The organism is Microbacterium sp. SGAir0570, assembly GCF_005491085.2.
GTDB classification, from domain to species: Bacteria; Actinomycetota; Actinomycetes; order Actinomycetales; family Microbacteriaceae; genus Microbacterium; species Microbacterium arborescens.
In genome coordinates, this window is sequence record NZ_CP027929.1 from 3150401 (window position 1) to 3172834 (window position 22434).

Consider the following 22434-nt stretch of genomic DNA (forward strand, 5'->3'; position numbering starts at 1 on the left):
GCCCCGCGAACCGACGCGAACGGCGCCCTGTCCGGCCCCGACACGACCATTCGTGTCGGGTCGGCGGGTCGGCGGGGCGGCGGGGCGATCGAGTGTCAGCGGCCGCGCAACGCTGCCTCGGCGGCGCCGCGACCCCACCGGAAAGGCGAGACCGTCGGGTCACCGGCGATCCAGAACCGCCACGGGAACGCGTCGGTTCCCGCGATTCCCGCGACTCCCACTCGCGGGCCGGTCAGAACGTCGGGCTCCGGGACGTCCCGGAGCAGCAGGCGAGCTACGGCCCCGTCCCGCTCGACCTGTGCGACGGCGTCGATGCCGTCGTGCACCGGATGCCGGAGGCCGAGGGCCTCGCCGAGCCGTCCGGGCCCGCGAGCGAGATCGCGGTGCGTCCGGGCGGCGGCACGCCGCCCGTGGGCGACATCCGCGCCCTCGACGATCTCCGCCGCGCGCAGCAGCACACCACCCGCGACGCCTGACGGACCGCAGACGACGTTGACGCAGGAATGGATGCCGTGACTGAGGTAGACGTACAGATGCCCGGGCTCGCCCCACATGGTGGCGTTGCGCGCGGTCTGTCCCATCCGCGCGTGCGATCCGGGGTCGGGCAGGTCGCCCGTGTCACGTCCGTGGTAGGCCTCGACCTCGGTCAGCCGAGCGACGACCCGCGCCCCATCCACCACGACCTCGAGGAGGCCACCCAGCAGCCGGGGGGCAACCTGCACCGGAAGGTGCGCGAGCTCCTCCCTCGTCGCCGGATGGAAACCCGGCGGCACGACGTCATCGCCGACGCTCATGGCCGCGGCGCGCTCTGGCACCACGAGATGTCGAACCCGCTGAGAGCCGATACCTCCTCGCCGGTGCCGAGGTCGACGATGTGGGTCTGCACGCGTTCGGGCAGCGGAAGCGCATACGCGTCGTACGGGTTCGAGACCGCATCGGGCGCGATGAGGAACGCGGCGTACCGGCTGCTCGGCGACACGCACGTGTGCAGCAGCAGATTCTCCGGGGCGACCGTGAACACGTCACGCGTCGCGCCGTCGGCGCCCACGACCGCAGCCGACGTCGACAGCACCGTGAAGCCGTCGAGCCGCGAGAGCACACGCAGCGTCTCGTCCGCGTTGCCGGGCAGCGCCGTGACCGACTGGGTCTCGCCGGCTGCGGCATCCGCGGCGCTCAACGGCCGCTCCTCCGCGGTGGCGAGGTCGATCGCGACAAGCCCGGTCGCGCGCTGCACGATGGCTTCCGTCGAGCCACGGGCGATGCCGTCGATCGTGATCGCATTGCCGAGCGAGACGGGCTCGCCCCCGGCCGCCGAGACGAGTGTCAGGGCCCCGTCGAAGCCGAGCAGGAGCACGGCATCCGTCCCCGGCACGAACCGCCAGTCATCGATGCGCGCGTCTCCGCCCGCGAACTGCAGCTGCGCCGGCTCGTCATCGGCGCTGGCTTCGGTGAGCGACGCCGTGAACAACGCGCTCTCAAGACCGCCACCCGAGCCGATTCCCGCGTCGGTGTACGTGTAGCCGATCAGATCGCCGCGATCGGCGGTCTGCAGGTTGGTGACGAAGCCGCGTCCGGGCAGCGCGAGCTCGCGCCGCCCCTGGCCCTCACGGTCCGTGACGACGAGCGTCGACACACCCTCGTCGTCGGCGGTCACGATCGCGAGATGGGTCGATGTCGCCCGGAAGTCCTCGATGTGCGGATCCGCGAACACGGGCACCGCGTCCTCGCCGTCGAGCCCCGTGCGGAAGATGGTGTCCTCGGCGCCACCGCGCTGCAGGATGTAGGTCTCTAACGCCGGCGTCGAGAACGACTCCTCGATCGTCGCGGCCGGACCCCCGCCCAGACCCTGGACGCCGTCGATCCGAACGGTGTAGTCGGTCGCGTCACGCAGCGGCAGAGTGAACCGGATGCCGATCTGGCGCCCCGACGTGTCGACGGTGAAGTCCGCGGCCGGCTCGATGTGCACCTGCGCCGGATCGATCTCCTCGAGCGACTGCGTCGTCGTCACGATCAGGCGCGATCCCGCCGATTCGATCCCGGCCTGCGGGTCGACGCTCGTCGACGTCGCACGCGGCCCCTGCACCGTCGTCAGCACGGCGCTGGCGCCGCCGACGAGGGCGAGAGCCCCCACGACCGCGACCATCGCGACGACGAACCGTCGCGAACGGCGCACGCGCGTCCGCCCGCGCCGCGAGGTCCGGGCCGTCCCGTCAGTACTCATAGGGGTCCTCGGGCTCGTCGACGGTCTGCACCCCGATGGCCTCGACGACGAGGGTGCCGTCGCGGTCGCGGATCACGCCGGTGACGGTCACCCACTCCCCCGTCGCGGGGATGTCGGAGGCCTCCCCGATCGGGATGCTCGCGGGCTGAGCATCGATGACGCAGTGGGTGATGACGAGCCGGGTCAGTCCGAAGCCCCCCGAGCTCGACGGCGTCACGAAACCGGTCAGGCTGATCTCGTCGCCCTCGAACGCCTCCGGGTTCGTCGCCGTCGCGAAGACGCTCGCCCACTCGCCGACACCGAACGACGACGTGTCGCCGGTCGTCGCAAGGGCGACCGTGTCGGCGCCCTGGAACAGCGGCGGCGTGCCGGTGTCACGCGACATCGCGAGCTCGGCCGACAGAGTCGCCGGCGGCGTCACGAGCGCCACCGCGACGATGCCCGTCGCGAGCAGCCCGCCCGTCCCCGCGGCCGCGGAGCCCAGCACGAGACGCCAATCGGGGCGCGGGCGCACCGGCGCGACGGCGGCACCGGGCGCGGCGGTGTCGCCGGCGAGGGCGGCGGTGTCGCCGGCGAGCGCCGCGGCGCGGGCGTCGCGACGGGAGGTCGGCGCCGGGGTCGGCAGTGCGTCCGAGGGCGTGGCCGGGGCAGCGGGCGCAGGATCGCTATGGGCGTCCTGATGCTCGTGCGGCGCGGCAGCGTGACCATGCCCGCGCCCGTGCCCGTGGCCGTGCCCGTGCAGCTCGCCGTGGTCGTGTCCGTGATCGGCCTCGGCGCCGAGCGGCAGCGCGAAGCTCACGACGGTCCCGATCAGCCCGAGCACCGACATCCCGACGGCGAACCAGGCCGACTCCGGGTTGATGTAGAGCCCGATCCGGCCCGTGACGGCGAGGGTGACGGTGATGGCCGCGAGCGCGGCGGCGAGCCCGACTCCGAACAGGCGGGTCAGCAGGGCCGATGACTTAGGCAAAGAGATTCACCATCCCTCCGACGGCGATCGCGAAGAGCACGACGATCACGACGAGCCCGACGAGCACGCGACTGCGGAACGTCGTGCGCATGAGCGCGAGCATCTTCACGTCGACGAGCGGGCCGACGAGCAGGAACGCCACGATCGACCCGGGGGTGAAGGTCGACGCGAACGACAGAGCGAAGAACGAGTCGACGTTGGAGCAGATCGACACGATCATCGCGAGCAGGATCATCGCGAGGATCGACAGCGCCGGGTTCGACCCGATCGCGAGCAGTGTGTCGCGCGGCACCAGCACCTGCACGGCGCCGGCGATCGCCGAACCGAGGACGAGGGCCGGCATGACGGCTCGCAGCTCGACGACGAACTGCGCGAGGCTGCGGCGCCCCTTGCCGCCCGGATCCTCGGCCGCGAGCTCGCACGCCGCCAGGAAACGATCGGTCAGCAGGCCGTCGGGATCGGGATGCCGCGAGTACAGCCAGCCGATCAGGTTCGCGACGGCGTACCCGCCGAGCAGCCGGGCGATCAGGATGCCGTCGTCGAACCCGAACGCCTGGTGGGTCGTGATGATGACGATGGGGTTCACGATCGGCGCCGCGATGAGGAAGGTCATCGTCTCGGGCACCGAGAACCCGCGGATCATGAGGCCTCGCGCAAACGGCAGGTTGCCGCACTCGCAGACCGGGATGAGCATCCCCAGCAGCGACAGCACGGCGCGGCGGGCCCAGGCGCGCCGCGGCATCCAGCGTTCGATCACTCCCGGCGGCACCCACACCTGCACGACGATCGACAGCACGACGCCGAGCAGGACGAACGGCAGCGACTCGATGAGCACGCTCAGTCCGAGCGTCACGCCGTCCTGAGCCCGCGTCGGCAGGGACGGCCCGGGGGTGAGCGCGGCTACCGCGACGAGAACGGCGACGACGGCCGCACCGATCCCGAGCGCGACGGCCGAACGCGTCGCGGGAGATGGCGCGAGCCGTGCGGTCTTAGGCCCCGCCACGCTTCTCATCGGCTCGGGCCGCGGAGCACGCGGCGCAGACGCCGAAGATGTCGACGATGTGCTCGGCCTGCGTGAAACCGTTGGCGGCGGCGGTGCGGTGCGCCCACTCCTCGACATCCGAGGCCTGGATCTCGACCGTCAGGCCGCAGGATCGGCAGATCAGATGATGGTGATGCCCGTCGCTCGAGCAGGCGCGGTAGATGGCCTCGCCGTCGGGGCTCTGCAGCTGGTCGGCCTCGCCCGAGGCGGCCAGGGTCGCGAGGGCTCGGTAGACCGTCGCCAACCCGATGCCGGTGTTGTCGTCGCGCAGCGACGCGTGGAGGTCCTGCGCCGAGACGAACCCGCGGGCATCGGACAGCGCCGTGCGCACGCGCTCGCGCTGCCAGGTGTTCCGCTGAGCCATGGCGGCGAGTCTACTCGGCGCGCCTCGGCATCGGCTGGGTGCGCAGGACCCGGCCACGGCGGCCGCCGACGATGCGGCACACCAGGTAGATCGTGAACGAGATCGTGGTGATGTAGGGACTCACCGGCAGCGTTCCGGCAACGGCCAGCAGGATGCCGCCCACCGCCGACACCACGCCGAACAGGGCGGCCAGCAGCGGCACCGCAAGGGGCCCGGTCGCGACCCGCACGGCCGCGGCGGCGGGCGTGACGAGCAGCGCCATCACGAGCAGCGCGCCGATGATGTGCACCGCGACGGCGACGATGAGCCCGAGCAGCAGCATGAACCCGAGCGACACCGCGACGGTGGGCACGCCACGCGCCGCGGCGGACTGCGGATCGAGCGAGTCGAAGCGCAGGGGGCGCCAGATCAGCAGGAGGGCGATGAGCACGAACGCTCCGATGCCGATCAGCCATCCGAGCTGACCCGACTGCACCGACACGATCTGACCGGTCAGCAGGCTGAAGCGGTTGGCGCTGCGGCCGTCGTAGAGCGACAGGAAGAGGATGCCGAGGCCGAGGCCGAACGGCATGAGGACGCCGATGATCGAGTTGCGGTCGCGCGCCCGCGAGCCGAGCCACCCGATGAGGGCGGCGGCGATCATCGACCCGACGATGGATCCCGTCACCACATCGACCCCGATCAGCAGCGCGGCGGCGGCGCCCGCGAAGGAGAGCTCGCTGATGCCGTGCACGGCGAAGGCCATGTCGCGCTGCAGCACGAAGACGCCGATGAGCCCGCCCACGAGGCCGAGGACGGCTCCCGCCCACACCGAGTTCTGCACGAGCGCGAGGATGTCGCCGTAGACGGGGAGGCCGCCGAACATCGCATCCCAGACATCGGCCCAGTTCATGCGTGGTCTCCGTGGTCGTGGTGGTGGTGCGAGGCGTCGGCGTCCGGGGCGCCGACGACGACCAGCCGGTCGCCGGCGCGCAGCACGAAGACCGGGGCACCGTACAGGTCGGTGAGGACGGGCGAGGTCAGCACCTCCTTCGGGGTGCCGAGCGTGAAGCGGCCGTTCGCGATGTAGAGGATGCGGTCGACCTTGCCGAGCACCGGGTTGATGTCGTGCGTCACGAGCAGCACCCCGGCACCCGAGCGCCGATGCTGGTCGATGAGCCCGACGACGGCCTGCTGGTTCGCCAGATCGAGACTCGTCAGCGGCTCGTCGCACAGCAGCAGCTGCGGATCGTCGGCGAGGGCCTGCCCCACGCGCAGACGCTGCTGCTCCCCACCCGACAGCACGCCCACCGGGCGGTCGGCGAACGCCGTCGCCCCCACACCGTCGAGCAGGCGGTCGACCCGTTCACGGTCGCGCCGGTGCGGCAGCGGAAGGCCGAATCGGTGCCCGTCGACGCCGAGGGCGATGAGGTCGCGGGCGCGCAGCGCGGTGTCGCGTGGCAGTGGGCGCGCCTGCGGCAGGTAGCCGATCGACCGGTTGCCCTTGTGCTTGACCGGTCGGCCGAGCGCCGTGATCGATCCCTCGCTCAACCGCTCGAGCCCGAGGATCGCGCGCAGCAGCGTCGTCTTGCCCGAACCACTCGGGCCGAGGACCGCGATGAGCTCGCCCGGCTCGACGGTGAGGTCGAGCCCGCTCCACAGCTCACGCCCGGAACGCCGCAGTGCGGCACCACGGATCTCGAGCAGGCTCACCGGGTCAGCGTACCCGCCTAACCGATGACGATGAGCGGTCGATAGAGGCATCCAGGAGTCCACGGACGGACTCCGGGAGCCTAGGACGGGCTCCCGCTCATCCCAATCACGGAGGAATGAACCATGGGAATGCAGATCGCCACCAACGTGGGCGCGCTCAACGCGTACCGCAACCTGTCCAGCACGCAGAACGATGTGTCGAAGTCGCTCGAGAAGCTCTCGAGCGGTCTGCGCATCAACCGCGCTGCGGACGACGCCGCCGGCCTCGCGATCTCGGAAGGCCTGAAGTCTCAGGTCAACGGGCTCAACGTGGCTTCGCGCAACGCTCAGGACGGCATCTCGGTCATCCAGACCGCGGAAGGCGCCCTGACGGAGGTCCACTCGATCCTCCAGCGCATGCGCGACCTGGCTGTCCAGGGCGGCAACGGCTCGAACAACGACAACTCGCGCGCCGCCATCACCAAGGAGGCCGGTGAGCTCAGCCTCGAGCTGCGCCGTATCGCCGAGTCGACCAACTTCAACGGCATCGACCTGCTCAAGGGCGGGGAGCTGACGTTCCAGGTCGGCGCAGGCGGCACCGAGAACGACGCGATCACGATCGACCTGGCCGACGTCGCGACCGCCGTCGGCACGCTCGCCTCGGCAGACGGCACCGCCGTCGGCGCCGGCTTCGTGATCACCGACAACGCGGCCGCACGCGGCACGGTCGACACGATCGACACCGCGATCAACGCGATCTCGACCGCCCGGTCGAGCCTCGGTGCATCGCAGAACCGCTTCGAGTCGGCCATCAACAGCCTGAACGTGTCGGCGGAGAACCTGTCGGCGGCCAACAGCCGCATCCGCGACACCGACATGGCCGCCGAGATGGTCAAGTACACCGCGGCGAACATCCTGTCGCAGGCGGGCACCGCCATGCTCGCGCAGGCGAACCAGGCCAACCAGGGCGTGCTCCAGCTGCTCCGGTAAGCCTCGCGACGGTGGGTCCTGCGCCGCCCGACGCAGGACCCATCGCCGTCGCGGGCGCACCGCGGGAACGCGCCTGAGAGAACTGACGAGGAACCCGATGACATTCCCCCGAACCCTGACGCCCGGACTCCCCTTCCTGTGGGAGCGGGCGCGCCGTGTGAACCCGAGCAGCCTCGTCGCCCGCGCACGCCGGGCCGGGCAGCGGCACGGCCGCAGCACGCTCGGGGTCGTCGTCGACATGCTCTGGCAGGCCGGGGTGCGCGGCGTCGGATTCCAGGACTACATCGACTACGACTTCGCGATGCTCACCCGCGCCGAGCGCGCGACCTACATGACGAGCCCCGTCTCGCACCGCCTCGCGGTGCGGTTCGACGATCCGGCGTACCGGCACCTCTTCCACGACAAGATCGCCTTCAACGACACCTTCGCCCCGTACCTGCAGCGCGAGTGGCTGGTCGTGACCGCCGACAACGCCGACGACGTGCGCGCCTTCGCGCTGCGCCACGGCACGATCGTGACGAAGGAGCCGATGGGACGCGCTGGCCTCGGCGTGCACCGCTACCTCGCCCGCGACGTCACCGACTGGTCGCGGTTCCACCGCGGACTGCTCGAACGCGGCGAGACGCTCATCGAAGAGGTCATCCGCCAACACGACGAGCTCGCAGCCCTCTGCGCCGGCACCGTCAACACCACACGCGTGACGACCTACTTCGACGGCGAGCGAACGCACGTGCTTGCAATGGCCCAGAAGTTCGGCCGCGGAGCCGTCAGCGACCAGAACGCCTTCGGCGGGTTCTACGCGATGCTCGACGAGACCGGGCGCGCCACGGGCGACGGCTACGACTCGAACGACCGCGTGTACCCGACGCATCCCGACAGCGGCATCCGCATCGCCGATTTCCGCCTGCCGATGTTCGACGAGGTGCTCGAGTTCGTCGACCGGCTCGCGCGCGTCGTGCCGCAGGTGCGCTACGTCGGCTGGGACATCGCGGTCTCGCCGACCGGACCGGTGCTCGTCGAGGGCAACTGGGCCGCGGGCGTCTACGAGAACAAGCCCAGCGCGACCGGGATCCGCACGGGCCACAAGCCGCGCTACCTCGCAGCGATCGACGCGGATGCCGCCGTGTCGGCGCCGTCGCTCCCGCACGCCGCCTCGGCGCGCGCGGTGGCCTGAATCCGGCCCGGCCTCAGCTCAACAGGGCACGGACGGGCAGGTCCTGGCCCTCGAGGATGACCTGTGCCGCGACGCCGGTGCGCCGGTTGATCACGACGGGTGCGAGGAGGTTCACGCCGATGCCCTCGTCCGTCATCCGCGCCACCACGAGCACCCGGGCATCGGCCGGCTCGGTCAGCCCCAGGTCGGCGGCGTGCGCGTCGGAGAGCGTGGGCGCGTAGTCGTCGACGACGGCACCCGGATCGACCGCGAACAGCCGCACCCCGGGATCGTCGGCGGCCGTCAGCGTGTAGAGGCCTCCACCACCCGCCACCTCGTCGAGGGCGAAGGTCGTGTGCGGAGACAGTCCGGGCGGCGGCGTCACGAACTCGAGGGCGCTCATCGGAGGAAGTCCATCAGCGTCGGCTGCATCACCCGGGCGGTGACGGCGAGCGCGGACTGGTAGACGAGCTCCTGCGACTTCAGGGCGACGAGCACCTCGACGGTGTCGATGTCCTCGACCGCCGCGCGCTGCGCTTCGAGGGACACCGTCGCGTCGGCCGCCGCGTCTTTGGCTCGCATGATCTGATTCTGCCTCGCCCCCACCGTGCCCTGCACCCCCAGCATCGCGTTCATGCGGTCGTCGATCTGGTCGATGCGGCCCCGTACGTCGGCTCCGCCCCGCAGATCGGCGACGATCGATCCGATCAGGGCGAAGACCGAGCCGCCGCCCGACCCGAACACCTCCGCGCCGCTCGCGTCGACGCGCACCGTCTCGCCGTCGGCGACGCGCCGGCGCACCTCGCTACCCGGCACCCCCGCGAACGTGAAATCGTCGGCGAAGGCGCTGCCTTCGGTGGTGCCGGCGAAGACCGAGCGTCCGAGCAGCGTCGTGTTCGCCTGGGCGAACAGCTCGTCGGCGATGGTCTCGAGCTCGAGCGCGATCGCCTCGCGCGCGTTGGCGTCGAGCGCCCCCGAGTTCGCGCCGCGCAGCGTGAGGTCACGGGCTCGTCCGAGCAGCGATGTCGACGCCGAGATGGCGTTGTCGACGGTGGTGACCCAGGTGAGGCCGTCGCCGATGTTGCGGGCGTACTGGGCGTTGCGGTGCTGGGCCGCGTGGAGGTCGAGCGCGGCCGACGCGGCGGCCGGGTCGTCGGACGGAGCGGCGAAAGCCCGCTGCGAGGTCGCCTGGTTCTGCAGGCGAGAGAGGTCGTTCAGGCCCGACTGCAGGTTCCGCAGGGCGGACTGCGCGAGCGTCTGCGATGTGACTCGGCTGATCATGGCGCTCCGGGTGTCAGCGGCCGACGAGGCCGGTGCGGTTGATGAGGATGTCGAGGGCTTCGTCGACGGCGGTGAGCACGCGCGCCGCCGCCTGGTAGGCGGTCTGATAGGTCAGCAGGCTCATGGTCTCCTCATCGTTGTCGACGCCCGCGACCGACTGCTGCGCGGCCGCTGCGGCGACCGCCGTCGTCTCGGCGCGCGCGGCCCGTCCCGACTCGGCGGCGGTGGCGACCGCGAGCCGCGAGACGACATCGCTCCACAGCGCGTCGGGTCCGTCGGTGCGCTTCCCGATGCCCGACAGCGCATCGGCGTTGCCGCCGTCGAGAGCGCCGGAGCCGGGTGCGGCGATCGCCAGGTCGTCGCGTCCGCGGGGCACGACGCTCAGTCCGAGCGCGGCGGGCGTGTCGGCTGCGAGGGCGAAGAAGTCTCCTCCTGCTGCGCCCGACGCCGTCGCCCCGAGCCGGTGCTGAGCGTTGACGGTGGCGGCGAGGGATGCCGCGAGATCGTTGTACGACGATGCCAGCCCGGCCAGCACTCCCCCCGAGTCGGCGGGCGCGAGCACCGACAGGGTGCCGGCCAGCTCTCCTCTCGAGACCCCGACGGGCGGGGCGCCGGGCTCGCGCCAGGCGAGCACGACCGGCTCGCCCGCGCCGATCGAGCGGGGTCCGGTGACCTCGAGCTCACGGGCTCGCGTGCCCGAGACGAGCGCGTTCCCGTCGACCCGCAGGGTGAGGGTGCCGTCCGCCTCGACCGTCCCCACGGCGCCGGAGAGCCGCGAGACGGTCTGCGCGAGCAGATTGCGGCGGTCGATGAGCTCGTTGGCCGAGCCGCCCGCGACGCCGACCTCGCGGATCCCGGCGTTGAGCTCCGTGATCTCGGCGGCGGCGGCGTTGATCTGATCGACCGTCAGCTCGGCGGCATCGCGCGCCGACGACCACTGCTCGGCGACGGAGCGGTATCCGTCGGCGATGCGCGCCACGAGCGTCTCGCCCCGCGTCACGACCGCGGCGGCCGCAGCGGTGGAGTCGGGAGCGTTCGACAAGTCCTGCCACGCGGTCCACAGCTGCGAGAGCTGGTCGGCCAGACCGTTCTTGCCCGGTTCGGCGAGCGAGGCCTCGGCTCGCACCGCTGCCTGCGCGCGAGCGGACCAGTACCCGGATGCCGCCAGCGTGTCGCGAACGCGCGCGTCGAGCACGGCATCGCCCAATCGCGCGATGCCGTCGACGGAGACGCCCTGGCCGGCGACCGGCCCGAACCGGGTCGCACCCGCGGGCGGCGCGACCGCCGACGTCTCGAGCCGCTGCCGCGTGTAGCCGGGCGTCAGCTGGTTGGCGACGTTCTGTCCCGCGAGATCCATGCCGCGCCGCGCCGCCGCGAGCGCGCTCGCGGCCGTCCCCAACCCGCTGAATGTCGACATCTGCGTCCTCACATCTCCCGGTCGACGATGCGCGCGGTGTCCTCGCGGACCCGCCCGCCGCCCGTGGTGTATTCGCCCGTCCCGGACTCGAGTCCGGCGAGCGTCTCGTCCACTGCGCGGCTCGCTGCGCGCAGGTGCGTCTCGTTCGCCTCTTTGAGCTGCGAGACCTCGGCCATGCGTTCGGTCAGCGCCGCGCGGTGCTCGGCGAAGACGTCGCGCCACGTGCCGGTCGGGGCCGAGTCGAGCAGCTCCGACAGCGTGGCGGCCTCGGGCACGCCCCACTCGCGGGCGACGGCGGCGACCTCGACGTCGCGGCCGAGACCCGACTCGCGCAGCTCCTCCAGGACGCGCTCGATCTCGCGCGATGCGAGATGGATCCAGCGCGTGTTCCCCGCCTCGAGCAGCAGGCGCTGCTCCTCGAGCTTGAAGATCAGCATCTCGAGCAGCTCGCGCTCGCGCCACAGCTGCATCGACAGTTCGTTAGCTCCCAAGGTGTCCCCCTTACCTGAGCAGCCCCCCATGGACCGCATCGAACGACTCGCTCTTCCGACGAACCGTTCTGAAGCGATCATCCTCGTCTATCGGCCGATGAGTCGATCCCGTTACATCTCCTCAGGATTTCGTATGAGATCTTTCTCATTTTGCTTATGATGGCCTCAGCCGGCGTGACGGCTTCCGCGAATTCGGGCCGCGGGAGCGGGTGCACGCCACGAAAGAGGCCCCCTTGCACATCCTCGGTCACGCGGAACGCAATCGACTCATCGAAGAGAACCTGCCCCTCGTGGGCTATCTGGCGCGGGATCTGCACTCGCGGGCGACGCACGTGCCCCTCGAGGAGCTGGCGTCGGTCGGCGCCCTGGCACTCGTGACGGCCGCCGATGCATTCGACCCCGCCCTCGGCGTCCCCTTCGGCGCGTACGCACGCCGACGCATCCTCGGCGCGTTCGCCGACGAGATGCGCTCGATGGACTGGGCCTCGCGCGGCATCCGCAAGCGCATCAAGGAGACCACGGCCGTCCGCGACACCCTGACCGCTCGCCTCGGCCGCGTCGCCGGCGTCGACGAGATCGCCGCCACGATGGGCCTGCCCCGTGCCGCCGTCGTCGAAGCCCTCGACGACGCCGCGCGCACGGTCACGAGCATCGACGATGCGACGGCGCTCGAGGTGCCGAGCCCGATGGTCCTCCCCGACGAGGCCGCCGTGCTGCGCGAGCGCCGCGACGTCCTCGAGCGCGCCGTGGCTGCTCTGCCGGAGCGCATGCGGGCCATCGTCCAGGCCGTCTACATCGACGAGCGTCCCGTCAAGGAGATCGCCGCCGAGCTGGGCGTCTCGCACTCCGCGGTCTCGCAGCAGCGCGCCGAGGCCATCCGGCTGCTCCGCGACGCCCTCGAGCGGTTCGCCGCCGAAGAGCAGGCCGAACCCATCTCGCGGGTCTCGGTCGAGACGCGCGAGGCGTACTTCGCCCGCATCACCGCGATGCTGCCCCGCACCGGCCGCGGCGTGACGCCGGCGGCATCCGTCGCGCTCTGACGCGTCTCGGGCTAACGGTCCTGTCTCCGCGGTCGATAGAGCGATGGGACGGCGCGCACGCGACCGCACCGACGACCGACAGGACGGGCACATGGCGATCTCGATCGACGGCCTCGCCTCGAATCTCGACACCAAGGCCATCATCGACGCGCTCATGAACGTCGAGCGCCTTCCGCGCACGATCCTCAGCGCGAAGTCCGACGACCGCAAAGCCGTCATCGCCCAGCTGCAGGCACTCAATGCGTCGCTGCAGTCGCTGGTGACGAAGGCGAAGGATGCCGCCGCCCCGACGGCACTCCTGCAGCGGACGGCGACCAGCTCGGACGACAGCGTGACGGTGACGGCATCGGCGGGCGCACCCGTCCTGCGCGCCGATGTCGTCGTCGACCGCGTCGCGACGGCCCAGAGCGTCGTCACGGGGCCGTTCGGCTCCGCGACGGACGACCCGCTCGTCTTCACGGTGCTCGGCGCAGATGGCGAGCCGATCGAGGTCCGACCGACGTCGGGCGCTGCGGCCGACATCGCCCACGCCCTGAGCGCCACCGGAACCGGCATCACCGCGTCGGCGGTGTCGGCGGGCGTCGACGCGGACGGTCAGGCCCTGTGGCGTCTGCAGATCACCGCGACCGAGACGGGCGCCGACAACGCGTTCCAGGTGTTCCGCGGCGACGCCGCGTCCGTCGCGGCGGGCTCGGCGACCGATCTCGCCACCGAGCCCGGATCGGCGATCGTGACGGTAGGCGCGGACGCCCAGGTGCGCCTGTGGGCGGGAACCGCCGCGGAGCAGACCGTGACCTCGGCGAGCAACACCTTCACGTCGCTGTTCGCCGGCGTCGACGTCACGGTGAGCCGCGCGTCGGCTACGCCGGTCTCGGTGACCGTGTCGGCCGACGCCGCGGGCAGCGCGTCCGCCGCGAAGGCCTTCGTCACGCAGATCGGCACGCTGCTGGCGGGTATCGCCCGCGGGTCGGCCGCGACCGCCGCCACGACCCCCGGCCAGCAGACGACCCTGGGCGTCTTCACGGGCGACAGCACGGTGCGCGCGCTCCACCAGGCGCTCACCGGTGCCGTGCAGCTGCCGCTCGACGGGGTCGCCCCCTCGACCATGGGACTGAGCGTCGACCGGTGGGGCGCGCTGAGCTTCGACGAAGAGGCCTTCACGAAGGCCCTGGCCGACGACCCCGCCGGCGTGCAGCAGGTCTTCGCCGGCGTCGCCGCCCGCGTGCAGGAGGTCGCGGAGCGCTACTCCGACAAGTACGAGGGCCTGCTCACCACCCGCATCACGGGGCAGGAATCCGAGGTGAAGATGCTCGGCGAGCAGCTGACGCGCTGGGACCTCCGGCTCGAACAGCGGCGCGCGACTCTCGAGCGCACATACGCCGCGATGGAGACGATGCTCTCGCGGCTGCAGACCCAGTCGTCGTACCTCGAGTCGCAGCTGTCGGCCCTGTCGGGAGCGGCGAAGAAGTGAACGCCGCCCTCCGCGCCCAGCAGCGCTACCGCGAAGAGACGATCCTCTCGGCCAGCCCGTCGCGCCTGGTCACCCTCCTGTTCGACCGACTGCTGCTCGACGTCGAACGCGGCGAGGCGGCGCAGCGATCGGGAGACTGGCAGACCGCCAACGACCAGCTGCAGCACGCCCAGCGGATCCTCGTCGAGCTCACCGGCTCGCTCGACGACAGCTGGAGCGGGTCGGCGTCGCTCCGAGCCGTCTACGACTACATCACCCGGACGCTCATCGGGGCGAACATCGGGCGCGACGCCGACCGCACCCGCGAGTGCCGCGAGCTCATCGCGCCGCTCCGCGAGGCATGGCACGGTGCGGCAGAAGCGGCCCCCGCGTGACCTGGGCCGACCTGCTCGACAGGCTCGAGGCGGAGCTGATCGGCGACCCCACCGGCGCCCTGCCGTGGAATCCGCCCGCCGGGCTCGGCCCGCTCCCCGCGCATCTCCAAGACCGGGCACGGGCGGTCGTGCGCGCACAGGCCGACCGGTCGCGGCAGCTGCGCACCGAGCTCGACACCGTTCGCGGGCACCTCGACGCCCTCGACCGCATCCCGCAGCAGCATCCCGACGCCGTCTACCTCGACGTCGACGGCTGACCGCTCGCGGCTAACGGCATCGCTGCGGTGGCCGATAGGGGATGCTGAGCACGGATCGCTCATCCATCGGCCAGGGATCGGCCACATCGTTCGACGGAAGACGCCTTCGTGCTCGAATCTGTGACCACCACCGCGCTCACGAGCGCCCTCTCGGGCCTCGCCGAGCGCCAGCGCGCCATCGCCGACAACATCGCGAACGTCAACACCTCCGGCTACCGGGCCAAGGTTGTCAGCTTCGAAAGCGCCCTGGCGCGCTCGGTCGAACGCGGTGACGGCGCCGTGACCGCGACCGTCCGCGAGTCGACCGCCCCCACCCGTCTCAACGGCAACAACGTCAACCTCGACACCGAGACGCTCGCCAACATCGAGGCGGTGCTGCGGTACCAGTTCGCGGCACAAGCCGTGGGCGGCACCTTCAGCTCGCTCCAGACCGCGATGAGGACCTCATGACCTTCGACGCCATCGGCATCGCCGGGTCGGGCCTGACGGCCCACCGCACCTGGCTCGACGCGCTCAGCGACAACATCGCCAACATCAACACCGCGGTCGCGCCCGGCGACGACGCGTTCCGCCAGCGCTACATCGCGGTCGAGTCGGCCGGCGATCCCGGCGGCGTGCGCGTCGCGGGCGCCGTCTGGGGCGGCACGGAGGGCCGGCTCGTGCACGAGCCGAACAATCCGCTCGCCGACGCCGACGGCTACGTCCGCTACCCCGACATCGATCTCGGCGAGCAGATGAGCCACCTGATCCTCGCGCAGCGCGGCTACCAGGCCAACGCGGCGGTCGTCGACCGCGCGAAGACGACCTACGAGGCCGCGCTGCAGATCGGACGCCGCTGATGCCGCCGCTGTCGGGCATCGACGCCCTGGGCGCGGCTGCATCCGCCCTCACCTCGAGCACCCGAGCGCCGCAGCAGACAGACGGCGCCGGCTTCGGCGCGAGCATCACCGGCGCGGTCGACGAGCTGCGCGCGATGCAGTCGACGTCGAACGAGCTGGCCGTCGCGGCCGTCACGGGTGACCTCGACGACATCCACTCCGCGATGATCGCCTCGTCGCGCGCGTCGGTGACCCTCGAGCTCATCGCCGCCGTGCGCAACAAGGGCGTCGAAGCCTTCAACGACATCATGCGGATGCAGGCCTGATGCCCGCCGCCGTCACCTCGCTCTGGACCCGCCTGCGCGCGACGATCGCCGGGTTCACCCTCGCTCAGCGAACGATCGCGATCATCGGCATCGCGGTGCTCGCAATGGGCGTGTTCGCCCTGGCGAGCTGGATGTCGCGCCCGACCCTCACCCCGCTGTTCTCGGGCCTGTCGGCCTCGGATGCCAGCGCGGTGGTCGAGCAGCTGCGCTCGGGCTCGATCCCCTACGAGCTGACCGACGGCGGCTCGACCGTGCTCGTGCCCGAGACCGCGGTCTACGAGCAGCGCCTCGCGGCGGCCGCGGCGGGCCTGCCGAGCGCCGAGTCGTCGGGGTACTCCCTCTTCGACAAGATGGGCGTGACGAGCTCGGAGTTCCAGCAGTCGGTCACCTACAAGCGCGCGATCGAGGGCGAGCTCGCCCGCACGATCGGCGCCCTCGAGAACGTCACGACGGCCTCGGTGCAGCTCGCGCTGCCCGAGGAGAGCGTGTTCGTCTCGCAGAAGGTCGAGCCCACGGCATCCGTCTTCATCGAGACCTCCCGCGGAGTCGCACTGCCGCCCGAGCAGGTCGAGGCGATCGTGCACCTCACCTCGGCCGCCGTCAGCGGGATGAAGCCCGAGAACGTCGCTGTCGTGGATGCCGCCGGGCGCACCCTCTCGGCGATCGGCGGCGACGCCACCCGTAACGCAGACCAGCAGGCGGGGGCCTACGAGACCCGCATGGCCGCCAGCGTGCAGCAGATGCTCGACACCGTGCTCGGCAGCGGCAACGCGACGGTGTCGGTCGCCGCCGAGATGCAGCAGGCGGCGACCGAGCGCGTCGACGAGACCTACACCCCGGTCGAGGGCGCGCTGCCGGCCACCGAGGAGTCGAGCACCGAGAGCTACACCGGCACCGGGGGTCAGACCGGCGTTCTGGGCACCGAGCTTCCCGCCGGCGTCGGCGGCGCGGGTACCTACGAGTCGACGCAGACCAACCGCTCGAACGTCGTGAACAAGACCGTCGAGAGCACCTCGACCCCGGCGGGCGCCGTTGCGCGGCAGACCGTCGCCGTCGCGGTCAACGCCGACGGCACCGATGTCGTCGACGTCGCGCAGCTCGAGGCCCTCGTGACCTCGGCCGCCGGCATCGACCGGGCCCGCGGCGACCAGGTGACCGTCGAGCTCGTCGCCTTCAGCGATCAGGGCGCCGCGGCCGCCCAGGCCGCCCTCGACGCGGCTCGCGAGGCGGAGGAGGCCGAGCGCTCGGCCGAGACGCTCCGCACGGCGATCATCGCCGTCGTCGTCGTGCTCGGACTCGTCGGAGCGACGATCGCGGGCCTGGTGATCGCCCGCCGTCGGCGCGCGGCCGCCGAGGCGGAGTCGGTCATGACGCTCACGCCGGTCGACGAGCCGCTCGACCGGTTCGACGCCCTCACCCGGGGCCTCGCGACCCCGCTCCTCGACGAGGCGCCCACGGTGCCCCTGCCAACGATGGCGGTCGACCCCGAGCCGGAGCCCGACCCCGAGCCCGTGCAGGTGGCCCTCGACCGCCGCCGCGCCGAGATCGGCGACTTCGCCCGCCGCGACCCCGCCCGCACCGCCGACCTGCTGCGCCGGCTCGTCCGGGACTCGACCGACGCATGAGCGACCTCACCGGAACCCAGACGGCCGCCGTCGTCATCATGAACCTCGACCGGGCACAGGCCGTCGAGGTGCTCAAGCACCTCTCCGACGACGAGGCCGAGGCGATCGCGGCCGAGATCATCCGGCTGCGCGACCTCGACCTCGAGACGACGCGCGACGCGCTGACCGACTTCCAGCGGGTCGTGCGCGGACACCTGCCGCCCGTCCGCGGCGGACGCGATCTCGCGACAGGACTGCTGGAGGCCTCGCTCGGTCCCGAGCGGGCCGCGGGGGTCCTCACGAAGGTCTCGTCGTCGATGACGAGCTCGTCGTTCGAGTTCCTCACCGCCGTCGAGCCGGCCCAGGTCGCCAGCATCCTCGACGGCGAACTGCCCCAGACCGTCGCGCTCGTCATCGCGCACCTGCCGGTCGAGCGCGCCGCGGCCGTCCTGGCCGAGATCGCCGATCCCGCCCGCACCGACGTCGCGCAGGCGATCGCGACGATGGGCACCGCGTCGCAAGATGCCGTGGCCGTCGTCGCCACCGCGCTGCGTGCGCGCTCGGGCGCACTGACCACGCGCGACGCCCGCGAGACCCTCGGGGGCGTCCAGCCCCTGGTCGACATCATCAACCGCTCCGACGCGACCGTCGAGAAGGCCCTGCTCGCGAGCATCGAGGCCCGCGACAGCGCCCTGGCCGAAGACATCCGCTCGCGCATGTTCACCTTCGCCGACATCGTCGTGCTCGACGACCGCGACGCCCAGCGCGTCCTGCGCGGCATCGACGTCCGCGTGCTCGCCCTCGCGCTGAAGGGCTCGTCGGGTCCCGTCGCCGATGTGATCCTCCGGAACATGACCGAACGCAACCGCGAGGCGCTGCAGGAGGAGTCGCGCCTGCTCGGCACCGTGCGCGTCTCGCAGGTCGAAGAGGCGCGTGCGGCGATCGTCCGGACGATCCGCGAGCTCGAGGCCGCCGGCGACATCCGGGTGCAACGGGTCGAGGAGGAGTATGTCGTCTGACGCCTTCACCCGCCTCGAGATCCCGCGCCTGTCGGGTCCGTCGCTCACCCAGGAGCGCGACCGCGCCCGCGCCCGCGGTCACGCCGCCGGGTACGCCGAAGGGATGCGGCTGGCCGCAGCCCACGCCGAGCGCGACGCAGCGGAACGGGCCGAACGCGAGCAGGCGGCGGACGCAGCCGTCCGGGCGCGCGTGGCTGCCGCCGTCGCGGCGCTCGAACGCGCGGCCGCCCGGTTCGACGCGCGCGCGGCCGAGCTGACGGCGCCCGTCGTGGCCGAGCTTCATGCGATGGCGATCGAGCTGGCGGAGGCCATCGTCGAGCGCGAGCTGTCCGATCCCGTGCGCGCGGCGCTCACGACGGCGGCTCGGGTCGAGAACGCGGTGCCCGATGGCGATGGTGCCGCGGCGCCGGTCGTCCGGCTCTCCGCCGCCGACGCCGACGTGGTCGCCTCGGCCCTCACCGAGACGCTGCCACGATCGGTCGAGGTCGAGGTCGACCCGGGGCTCGCGCCGGGCGACGCGACGATCCGTCTGGCCGACGGCGCGATCGACCTGCGGATCGCCGGGGCGTTCGCGCGGGCCCGCCGGGCGCTCGAGGAGAGCGCATGAACGGGGGCTGGCCGGCGGTCGTCGAGGCCGCGCGCCCGCTGCGGACCGGGACCGTTTCGCGGATCGTCGGCCTCGGCGTCGACATCCGCGGCGTGCACGGAGCGGTCGGCGACCTGATCGAGCTCGGCGGGACGACCGATCGCGGCACGGCCGGCGTGCCCGCGGAGGTCGTCGCTGCGGACCGCGGCATCCTGCGCTGCATGCCGCTCGGGGTCACCGACGGACTGCGCGTCGGCGACGCGGCGCGCGCCCTGTCCGGTCGAGCCCGCGTGCCGGTCGGCCCCGCCGTGCTCGGGCGCGTGCTCGACGGGCTCGGCCGCCCCATCGACGGCCGCGGCCCCCTCGTCGGGCCACGGGTCGACCTCGACCACGCCCCGCCGTCGGCGATGGGACGCGAACGCATCACCGAGCCGCTCGTCACGGGTGTGCGCGCGATCGACACGCTCACCCCGCTCGGCCGCGGTCAGCGGGTGGGACTGTTCGCCGGGTCCGGCGTCGGCAAGTCGTCGCTGCTGTCGATGATCGCGCGGGGGTCGTCGGCCTCGGCCAACGTCATCGCCCTCGTCGGCGAGCGCGGCCGCGAGGTGCGGGAGTTCCTCGAGGACGACCTCGGCCCCGCGGGTCTCGCCCGCTCGGTCGTCGTCGTCTCGACCTCCGATCAGCCCGCGATGGCGCGCCTGCGCGCGGCGTCGACCGCAACGCGCATCGCCGAATCGTTCCGCGACGAGGGCCAGCACGTCGTCCTGATGATGGACTCGCTCACCCGCGTCGCGATGGCCCAGCGCGAGATCGGGCTGGCGGCCGGCGAACCGCCCGCGACGCGCGGCTACCCGCCCTCGACGTTCCCGGTGCTCGCCCGCCTGCTCGAGCGCGCCGGCACCGATCGGCACGGGTCGATCACGGGGATCTACACCGTGCTCGTCGAGGGAGACGACCACAACGAGCCCGTCGCCGACACCGTGCGCTCGATCCTCGACGGACACCTCGTGCTCGACCGGACGCTCGCCGTCACCGGGCACCACCCCGCGATCGACGTGCTCGGATCGGTCTCCCGGCTCGCCGGCAAGGTCGCGACCGGGGATCAGCGCCGGCTCGCGACGACGCTGCGGGCCGTGCTCGCCGCCCGCCAGGAGGCCCACGACCTCATCGGCGTCGGCGCGTACCAGCCTGGAGCCGACCCGCGGGTCGACGCCGCCGTCGCCTCTGCGCGGGCGATCGACGCCTTCCTCCGGCAGGACCTCGACGATCGGTCCCCGGCCGCCGAGTCGTGGCGCCGTCTCGGCGAGCTCGTCGCCTCGTTCGGAGACGTCTCGTGAAGCGGGGGTTCCCCCTGGCGGGGCTGCTGCGCATCCGCGGCATCCAGCAGCGTGCCGCGGCGGCGCACCTCTCGCGCGCCGCGATGGAGGAGCAGCGCACCGAGGCCCGCGATCGGCAGCTGCGCGCGGCCCTGACCACGTCTGCCGAGACGCCCGGCGACATCCGCACGCTCGCCGCCCTCGCGGCCAGTCGTGTGGCCGCCCGCAGCCTGCTGGCCGACCTCGACACGCTCCGAAGGGCGCAGCGCGCGGACGTCGACTCAGCTCGTCTGCGCCTCGACGACGCCCGCCGGGCCGAACGAGGCATCGAGCGGCTGGCCGACGCGTTCCACGAGCGCGAGCGGGAGCGACGGGATGCTGCCGAGCAGGCCGTCCTCGACGAGATCGCGCTGCGCTCGGCGAACGGGATGCCGGGCATGTCGGACACCTCTCCCCGGCCCGAGGAGGCGTCATGAGCATGTGGGGCCTCGCACTCGGAACGACGACCGCGCTCGCGCGTCCTCGCGGCGGCGGCGGGCCGAACGGCGGCGACGACGGCGGCGAAGGTGCGACGGCGTCGGACGCCTTCGCCCTCGTCCTCGCCGGGCAGGCCGCGGCCGCGGAGCCGGTGGACGGTGTGCCGGTGGACGGTGTGCCGGTGGCCGGTCGGGATGCCTCCGCGGGCCGCGGGGCGTCCGGCACGGACTCGGGCGCAGGGCAAGCCGTGGCTCAGGGCCCGGGTATGCCCGACGGGGAGGCGGCGGGAGATCCGGCTGACGGGAGTATTGCCGTCACGGATGACGCGACAGCACTGCTCGCCACTGTGAGCGCCGGCGCGGGGAGCCTCGCCGGGCTCGGGGTGTCGGGCGGCGGGGTCTCGGGCGGCGGGGTCTCGGGCGGCGGGGTCTCGGTTCATGGGGTCGACTCGGGCGACGGGGTCGACCCGGGCGGGGCCGCGGCGGGCGCTGCCGGGCTCTCGGTCACCGGTCCCGTGACGGCGACCGCGACGGAAGCGACCGTGCCCGAAGCGACCGCGGCGGAAGCGACCGCGCCCGAAGCGACCGTGACGCCAGCGACCGTGCCCGAAGCGACCGTGACGCCAGCGACCGAAGCTTCGGCGACCGAAGCTTCGGCGGCGACGGTGACCGGGCCGGCGGCGACGGTGATGGCGCGGCCGATACCGGCCGGGGAGGCGACAACGGCTACAGCCGTGCGTCCGGACGCCACGGGCACAGGGGGGCCCGGGAGCACCGCGGGGTTCGGGAGCACCGCGGGGTTCACGGCCGCGCGGGAGGCTGCCGACACGTTCGAGAAGCCGCACGGCCCGCGAGCCGAAGCGCTGGTCACGCCGTCGTCGACGGCTGCGACGAGCCAGGGCGGCGCAGCATCCGCACCTGCATCCGCAACAGCATCCGCAACAACATCCGCACTGCTGCCGCACCCCGCGTCCGCACCGGCTGCTCCCCTGCCGCCCCCGGCAACGATCGCATCGGCGTCGCCCGCGCCGAGCAGCGCGCCGGCCACGCCGCCCCTCGCGCCCCAGCTGCGCAGCCCCGTCCTCTCCCTCGTGGCGGCCGAGCCGGGCCGGCACACGATGGTGCTGCGGGTATCGCCCGAAAGCCTCGGGCCGATCACCGTCACGGCGCACATCTCCGGGTCGTCCGTCACCGTCGAGCTGACCTCCGGCACGGCGGCGGCACACGACGCGATCCGGGCGGTCCTCGGAGACCTGCGCCGCGAGCTCGCCGTGCTCGCGCCGTTCTCGTCCGTGAGCCTGACCCCGGGTGACGATCCGTCACGGGCGTCGACGCTTCCGCCTCCGGCCCAGCACGCCGGAGGAGCAGGCGGGACGGCCGGCCAGACCTCGGACGGCGGCGCGTCCGACCGAACGCCGCAGCAGACCCCCGACGACCCGGGTCGCGGCGGGCGTCCCGGTCATGCGCCCGCTGTTCCCGCCGAACTCCCGCACGACCCAGCCCGCCCCGCGCCCCTCGAGGCCGGTCGCATCGACCTCTACGCCTGA

26 protein-coding genes are annotated in these 22434 nt (G+C 72.6%); 15 read left to right on the forward strand and 11 right to left on the reverse strand.

What is annotated here, in order from left to right:
- Positions 1 to 95 precede the first annotated feature (95 nt).
- The 7 genes from C1N74_RS14910 to C1N74_RS14940 are packed head-to-tail and all read right to left on the reverse strand — an operon-like array spanning position 96 to position 6340.
- A complete protein-coding gene (locus tag C1N74_RS14910) occupies positions 96 to 794 on the reverse strand; it encodes a DNA-3-methyladenine glycosylase (RefSeq protein WP_137751040.1) in 699 nt (232 codons plus the stop codon).
- Entirely contained in the window at positions 791 to 2221 is a 1431-nt protein-coding gene (locus C1N74_RS14915; RefSeq protein WP_036304752.1) for a hypothetical protein, read from the reverse strand. Before C1N74_RS14915 ends, C1N74_RS14910 begins: the two co-directional genes overlap by 4 nt.
- Entirely contained in the window at positions 2211 to 3191 is a 981-nt protein-coding gene (locus tag C1N74_RS14920; protein ID WP_137750822.1) for a DUF1980 domain-containing protein, read from the reverse strand. Before C1N74_RS14920 ends, C1N74_RS14915 begins: the two co-directional genes overlap by 11 nt.
- Positions 3184 to 4203, reverse strand: a complete 1020-nt coding sequence (locus C1N74_RS14925) for a permease (RefSeq protein ID WP_036304751.1) — start codon at positions 4201 to 4203, stop codon at positions 3184 to 3186. Before C1N74_RS14925 ends, C1N74_RS14920 begins: the two co-directional genes overlap by 8 nt.
- A complete protein-coding gene (locus tag C1N74_RS14930; RefSeq protein ID WP_023953689.1) occupies positions 4181 to 4597 on the reverse strand; it encodes a Fur family transcriptional regulator in 417 nt (138 codons plus the stop codon). The genes C1N74_RS14925 and C1N74_RS14930 overlap by 23 nt, the downstream gene beginning before the upstream one ends.
- Positions 4598 to 4607: 10 nt before the next feature.
- Positions 4608 to 5489: a metal ABC transporter permease gene (locus C1N74_RS14935; RefSeq protein ID WP_023953688.1), complete on the reverse strand. Its 882-nt coding sequence runs from the start codon at positions 5487 to 5489 to the stop codon at positions 4608 to 4610.
- Positions 5486 to 6340, reverse strand: coding sequence for a metal ABC transporter ATP-binding protein (locus C1N74_RS14940; RefSeq protein WP_103842776.1), 855 nt, complete (start codon positions 6338 to 6340; stop codon positions 5486 to 5488). The genes C1N74_RS14935 and C1N74_RS14940 overlap by 4 nt, the downstream gene beginning before the upstream one ends.
- Positions 6341 to 6412: 72 nt before the next feature.
- On the opposite strand from C1N74_RS14940, the gene C1N74_RS14945 reads away from it, so the two are divergent.
- Both C1N74_RS14945 and C1N74_RS14950 read left to right on the forward strand, forming a co-directional pair.
- On the forward strand, positions 6413 to 7258 hold the full coding sequence (locus C1N74_RS14945; protein WP_023953686.1) for a flagellin: 846 nt from the start codon (positions 6413 to 6415) through the stop codon (positions 7256 to 7258).
- Between the two features lie 97 nt (positions 7259 to 7355).
- Positions 7356 to 8432, forward strand: coding sequence for a sugar-transfer associated ATP-grasp domain-containing protein (locus C1N74_RS14950; RefSeq protein ID WP_137750823.1), 1077 nt, complete (start codon positions 7356 to 7358; stop codon positions 8430 to 8432).
- Between the two features lie 13 nt (positions 8433 to 8445).
- On the opposite strand, the gene C1N74_RS14955 is transcribed toward C1N74_RS14950, so the two are convergent.
- From C1N74_RS14955 to flgN, 4 genes are read right to left on the reverse strand one after another with little or no spacing between them, the layout of a single operon-like run.
- A complete protein-coding gene (locus C1N74_RS14955) occupies positions 8446 to 8814 on the reverse strand; it encodes a flagellar assembly protein FliW (RefSeq protein WP_023953684.1) in 369 nt (122 codons plus the stop codon).
- Positions 8811 to 9692 (reverse strand): flagellin, encoded by an 882-nt coding sequence (locus C1N74_RS14960; protein ID WP_137750824.1) that lies wholly within the window; start codon positions 9690 to 9692, stop codon positions 8811 to 8813. Before C1N74_RS14960 ends, C1N74_RS14955 begins: the two co-directional genes overlap by 4 nt.
- A gap of 13 nt (positions 9693 to 9705) precedes the next feature.
- On the reverse strand, positions 9706 to 11109 hold the full coding sequence (gene flgK, locus C1N74_RS14965; protein WP_137750825.1) for a flagellar hook-associated protein FlgK: 1404 nt from the start codon (positions 11107 to 11109) through the stop codon (positions 9706 to 9708).
- Positions 11110 to 11117: 8 nt separating this feature from the next.
- A complete protein-coding gene (flgN, locus tag C1N74_RS14970) occupies positions 11118 to 11600 on the reverse strand; it encodes a flagellar export chaperone FlgN (protein ID WP_036304750.1) in 483 nt (160 codons plus the stop codon).
- A 239-nt stretch (positions 11601 to 11839) separates the two neighbouring features.
- On the opposite strand from flgN, the gene C1N74_RS14975 reads away from it, so the two are divergent.
- From C1N74_RS14975 to C1N74_RS15035, 13 genes are all read left to right on the forward strand, one after another.
- The gene (locus tag C1N74_RS14975) at positions 11840 to 12640 is read left to right on the forward strand and encodes a sigma-70 family RNA polymerase sigma factor (protein WP_036305568.1); all 801 of its coding nucleotides are present in this window, start codon (positions 11840 to 11842) and stop codon (positions 12638 to 12640) included.
- Positions 12641 to 12683: 43 nt separating this feature from the next.
- Entirely contained in the window at positions 12684 to 14111 is a 1428-nt protein-coding gene (fliD, locus tag C1N74_RS14980; protein WP_258317943.1) for a flagellar filament capping protein FliD, read from the forward strand.
- Positions 14108 to 14485, forward strand: coding sequence for a flagellar export chaperone FliS (gene fliS, locus C1N74_RS14985; RefSeq protein ID WP_023953678.1), 378 nt, complete (start codon positions 14108 to 14110; stop codon positions 14483 to 14485). Before fliD ends, fliS begins: the two co-directional genes overlap by 4 nt.
- Complete coding sequence (locus C1N74_RS14990) at positions 14482 to 14742, forward strand: hypothetical protein (protein WP_064955572.1); 261 nt, start codon at positions 14482 to 14484, stop codon at positions 14740 to 14742. Before fliS ends, C1N74_RS14990 begins: the two co-directional genes overlap by 4 nt.
- A 108-nt stretch (positions 14743 to 14850) precedes the next feature.
- Positions 14851 to 15192 carry a flagellar basal body protein gene (locus C1N74_RS14995; protein ID WP_023953676.1) on the forward strand — a complete coding sequence of 114 codons (342 nt, stop codon included), beginning with the start codon at positions 14851 to 14853 and terminating at the stop codon, positions 15190 to 15192.
- Entirely contained in the window at positions 15189 to 15581 is a 393-nt protein-coding gene (locus tag C1N74_RS15000) for a flagellar basal body rod protein FlgC (protein WP_023953675.1), read from the forward strand. The genes C1N74_RS14995 and C1N74_RS15000 overlap by 4 nt, the downstream gene beginning before the upstream one ends.
- The gene (fliE, locus tag C1N74_RS15005; protein ID WP_023953674.1) at positions 15581 to 15886 is read left to right on the forward strand and encodes a flagellar hook-basal body complex protein FliE; all 306 of its coding nucleotides are present in this window, start codon (positions 15581 to 15583) and stop codon (positions 15884 to 15886) included. Before C1N74_RS15000 ends, fliE begins: the two co-directional genes overlap by 1 nt.
- Positions 15886 to 17511 carry a flagellar basal-body MS-ring/collar protein FliF gene (gene fliF / locus C1N74_RS15010; RefSeq protein ID WP_137750826.1) on the forward strand — a complete coding sequence of 542 codons (1626 nt, stop codon included), beginning with the start codon at positions 15886 to 15888 and terminating at the stop codon, positions 17509 to 17511. The genes fliE and fliF overlap by 1 nt, the downstream gene beginning before the upstream one ends.
- Positions 17508 to 18509 (forward strand): flagellar motor switch protein FliG, encoded by a 1002-nt coding sequence (gene fliG / locus C1N74_RS15015; protein ID WP_023953673.1) that lies wholly within the window; start codon positions 17508 to 17510, stop codon positions 18507 to 18509. The genes fliF and fliG overlap by 4 nt, the downstream gene beginning before the upstream one ends.
- Positions 18499 to 19116, forward strand: coding sequence for a FliH/SctL family protein (locus tag C1N74_RS15020; protein WP_137750827.1), 618 nt, complete (start codon positions 18499 to 18501; stop codon positions 19114 to 19116). The genes fliG and C1N74_RS15020 overlap by 11 nt, the downstream gene beginning before the upstream one ends.
- The gene (locus C1N74_RS15025) at positions 19113 to 20432 is read left to right on the forward strand and encodes a FliI/YscN family ATPase (protein WP_137750828.1); all 1320 of its coding nucleotides are present in this window, start codon (positions 19113 to 19115) and stop codon (positions 20430 to 20432) included. The genes C1N74_RS15020 and C1N74_RS15025 overlap by 4 nt, the downstream gene beginning before the upstream one ends.
- Positions 20429 to 20887: a hypothetical protein gene (locus C1N74_RS15030; RefSeq protein ID WP_137750829.1), complete on the forward strand. Its 459-nt coding sequence runs from the start codon at positions 20429 to 20431 to the stop codon at positions 20885 to 20887. The genes C1N74_RS15025 and C1N74_RS15030 overlap by 4 nt, the downstream gene beginning before the upstream one ends.
- Entirely contained in the window at positions 20884 to 22434 is a 1551-nt protein-coding gene (locus tag C1N74_RS15035) for a flagellar hook-length control protein FliK (protein WP_137750830.1), read from the forward strand. The genes C1N74_RS15030 and C1N74_RS15035 overlap by 4 nt, the downstream gene beginning before the upstream one ends.

Excerpts from the sequence above, each read along its gene's own strand:
- C1N74_RS14945 (WP_023953686.1), top strand. The coding sequence starts at position 6,413 with ATGGGAATGCAGATCGCCACCAACGTGGGCGCGCTCAACGCGTACCGC.
- fliD (WP_258317943.1), top strand. The coding sequence starts at position 12,684 with ATGGGACGGCGCGCACGCGACCGCACCGACGACCGACAGGACGGGCAC.
- C1N74_RS15025 (WP_137750828.1), top strand. The coding sequence starts at position 19,113 with ATGAACGGGGGCTGGCCGGCGGTCGTCGAGGCCGCGCGCCCGCTGCGG.
- C1N74_RS15020 (WP_137750827.1), top strand. The coding sequence starts at position 18,499 with ATGTCGTCTGACGCCTTCACCCGCCTCGAGATCCCGCGCCTGTCGGGT.
- fliF (WP_137750826.1), top strand. The coding sequence starts at position 15,886 with ATGCCCGCCGCCGTCACCTCGCTCTGGACCCGCCTGCGCGCGACGATC.
- C1N74_RS14925 (WP_036304751.1), bottom strand. The coding sequence starts at position 4,203 with ATGAGAAGCGTGGCGGGGCCTAAGACCGCACGGCTCGCGCCATCTCCC.
- C1N74_RS14960 (WP_137750824.1), bottom strand. The coding sequence starts at position 9,692 with ATGATCAGCCGAGTCACATCGCAGACGCTCGCGCAGTCCGCCCTGCGG.
- flgK (WP_137750825.1), bottom strand. The coding sequence starts at position 11,109 with ATGTCGACATTCAGCGGGTTGGGGACGGCCGCGAGCGCGCTCGCGGCG.
- C1N74_RS14915 (WP_036304752.1), bottom strand. The coding sequence starts at position 2,221 with ATGAGTACTGACGGGACGGCCCGGACCTCGCGGCGCGGGCGGACGCGC.
- C1N74_RS14950 (WP_137750823.1), top strand. The coding sequence starts at position 7,356 with ATGACATTCCCCCGAACCCTGACGCCCGGACTCCCCTTCCTGTGGGAG.
- C1N74_RS14930 (WP_023953689.1), bottom strand. The coding sequence starts at position 4,597 with ATGGCTCAGCGGAACACCTGGCAGCGCGAGCGCGTGCGCACGGCGCTG.
- C1N74_RS14955 (WP_023953684.1), bottom strand. The coding sequence starts at position 8,814 with ATGAGCGCCCTCGAGTTCGTGACGCCGCCGCCCGGACTGTCTCCGCAC.
- C1N74_RS14940 (WP_103842776.1), bottom strand. The coding sequence starts at position 6,340 with ATGCCTCTATCGACCGCTCATCGTCATCGGTTAGGCGGGTACGCTGAC.
- fliG (WP_023953673.1), top strand. The coding sequence starts at position 17,508 with ATGAGCGACCTCACCGGAACCCAGACGGCCGCCGTCGTCATCATGAAC.
- C1N74_RS14935 (WP_023953688.1), bottom strand. The coding sequence starts at position 5,489 with ATGAACTGGGCCGATGTCTGGGATGCGATGTTCGGCGGCCTCCCCGTC.
- fliE (WP_023953674.1), top strand. The coding sequence starts at position 15,581 with ATGCCGCCGCTGTCGGGCATCGACGCCCTGGGCGCGGCTGCATCCGCC.
- C1N74_RS15035 (WP_137750830.1), top strand. The coding sequence starts at position 20,884 with ATGAGCATGTGGGGCCTCGCACTCGGAACGACGACCGCGCTCGCGCGT.
- C1N74_RS14910 (WP_137751040.1), bottom strand. The coding sequence starts at position 794 with ATGAGCGTCGGCGATGACGTCGTGCCGCCGGGTTTCCATCCGGCGACG.
- C1N74_RS15000 (WP_023953675.1), top strand. The coding sequence starts at position 15,189 with ATGACCTTCGACGCCATCGGCATCGCCGGGTCGGGCCTGACGGCCCAC.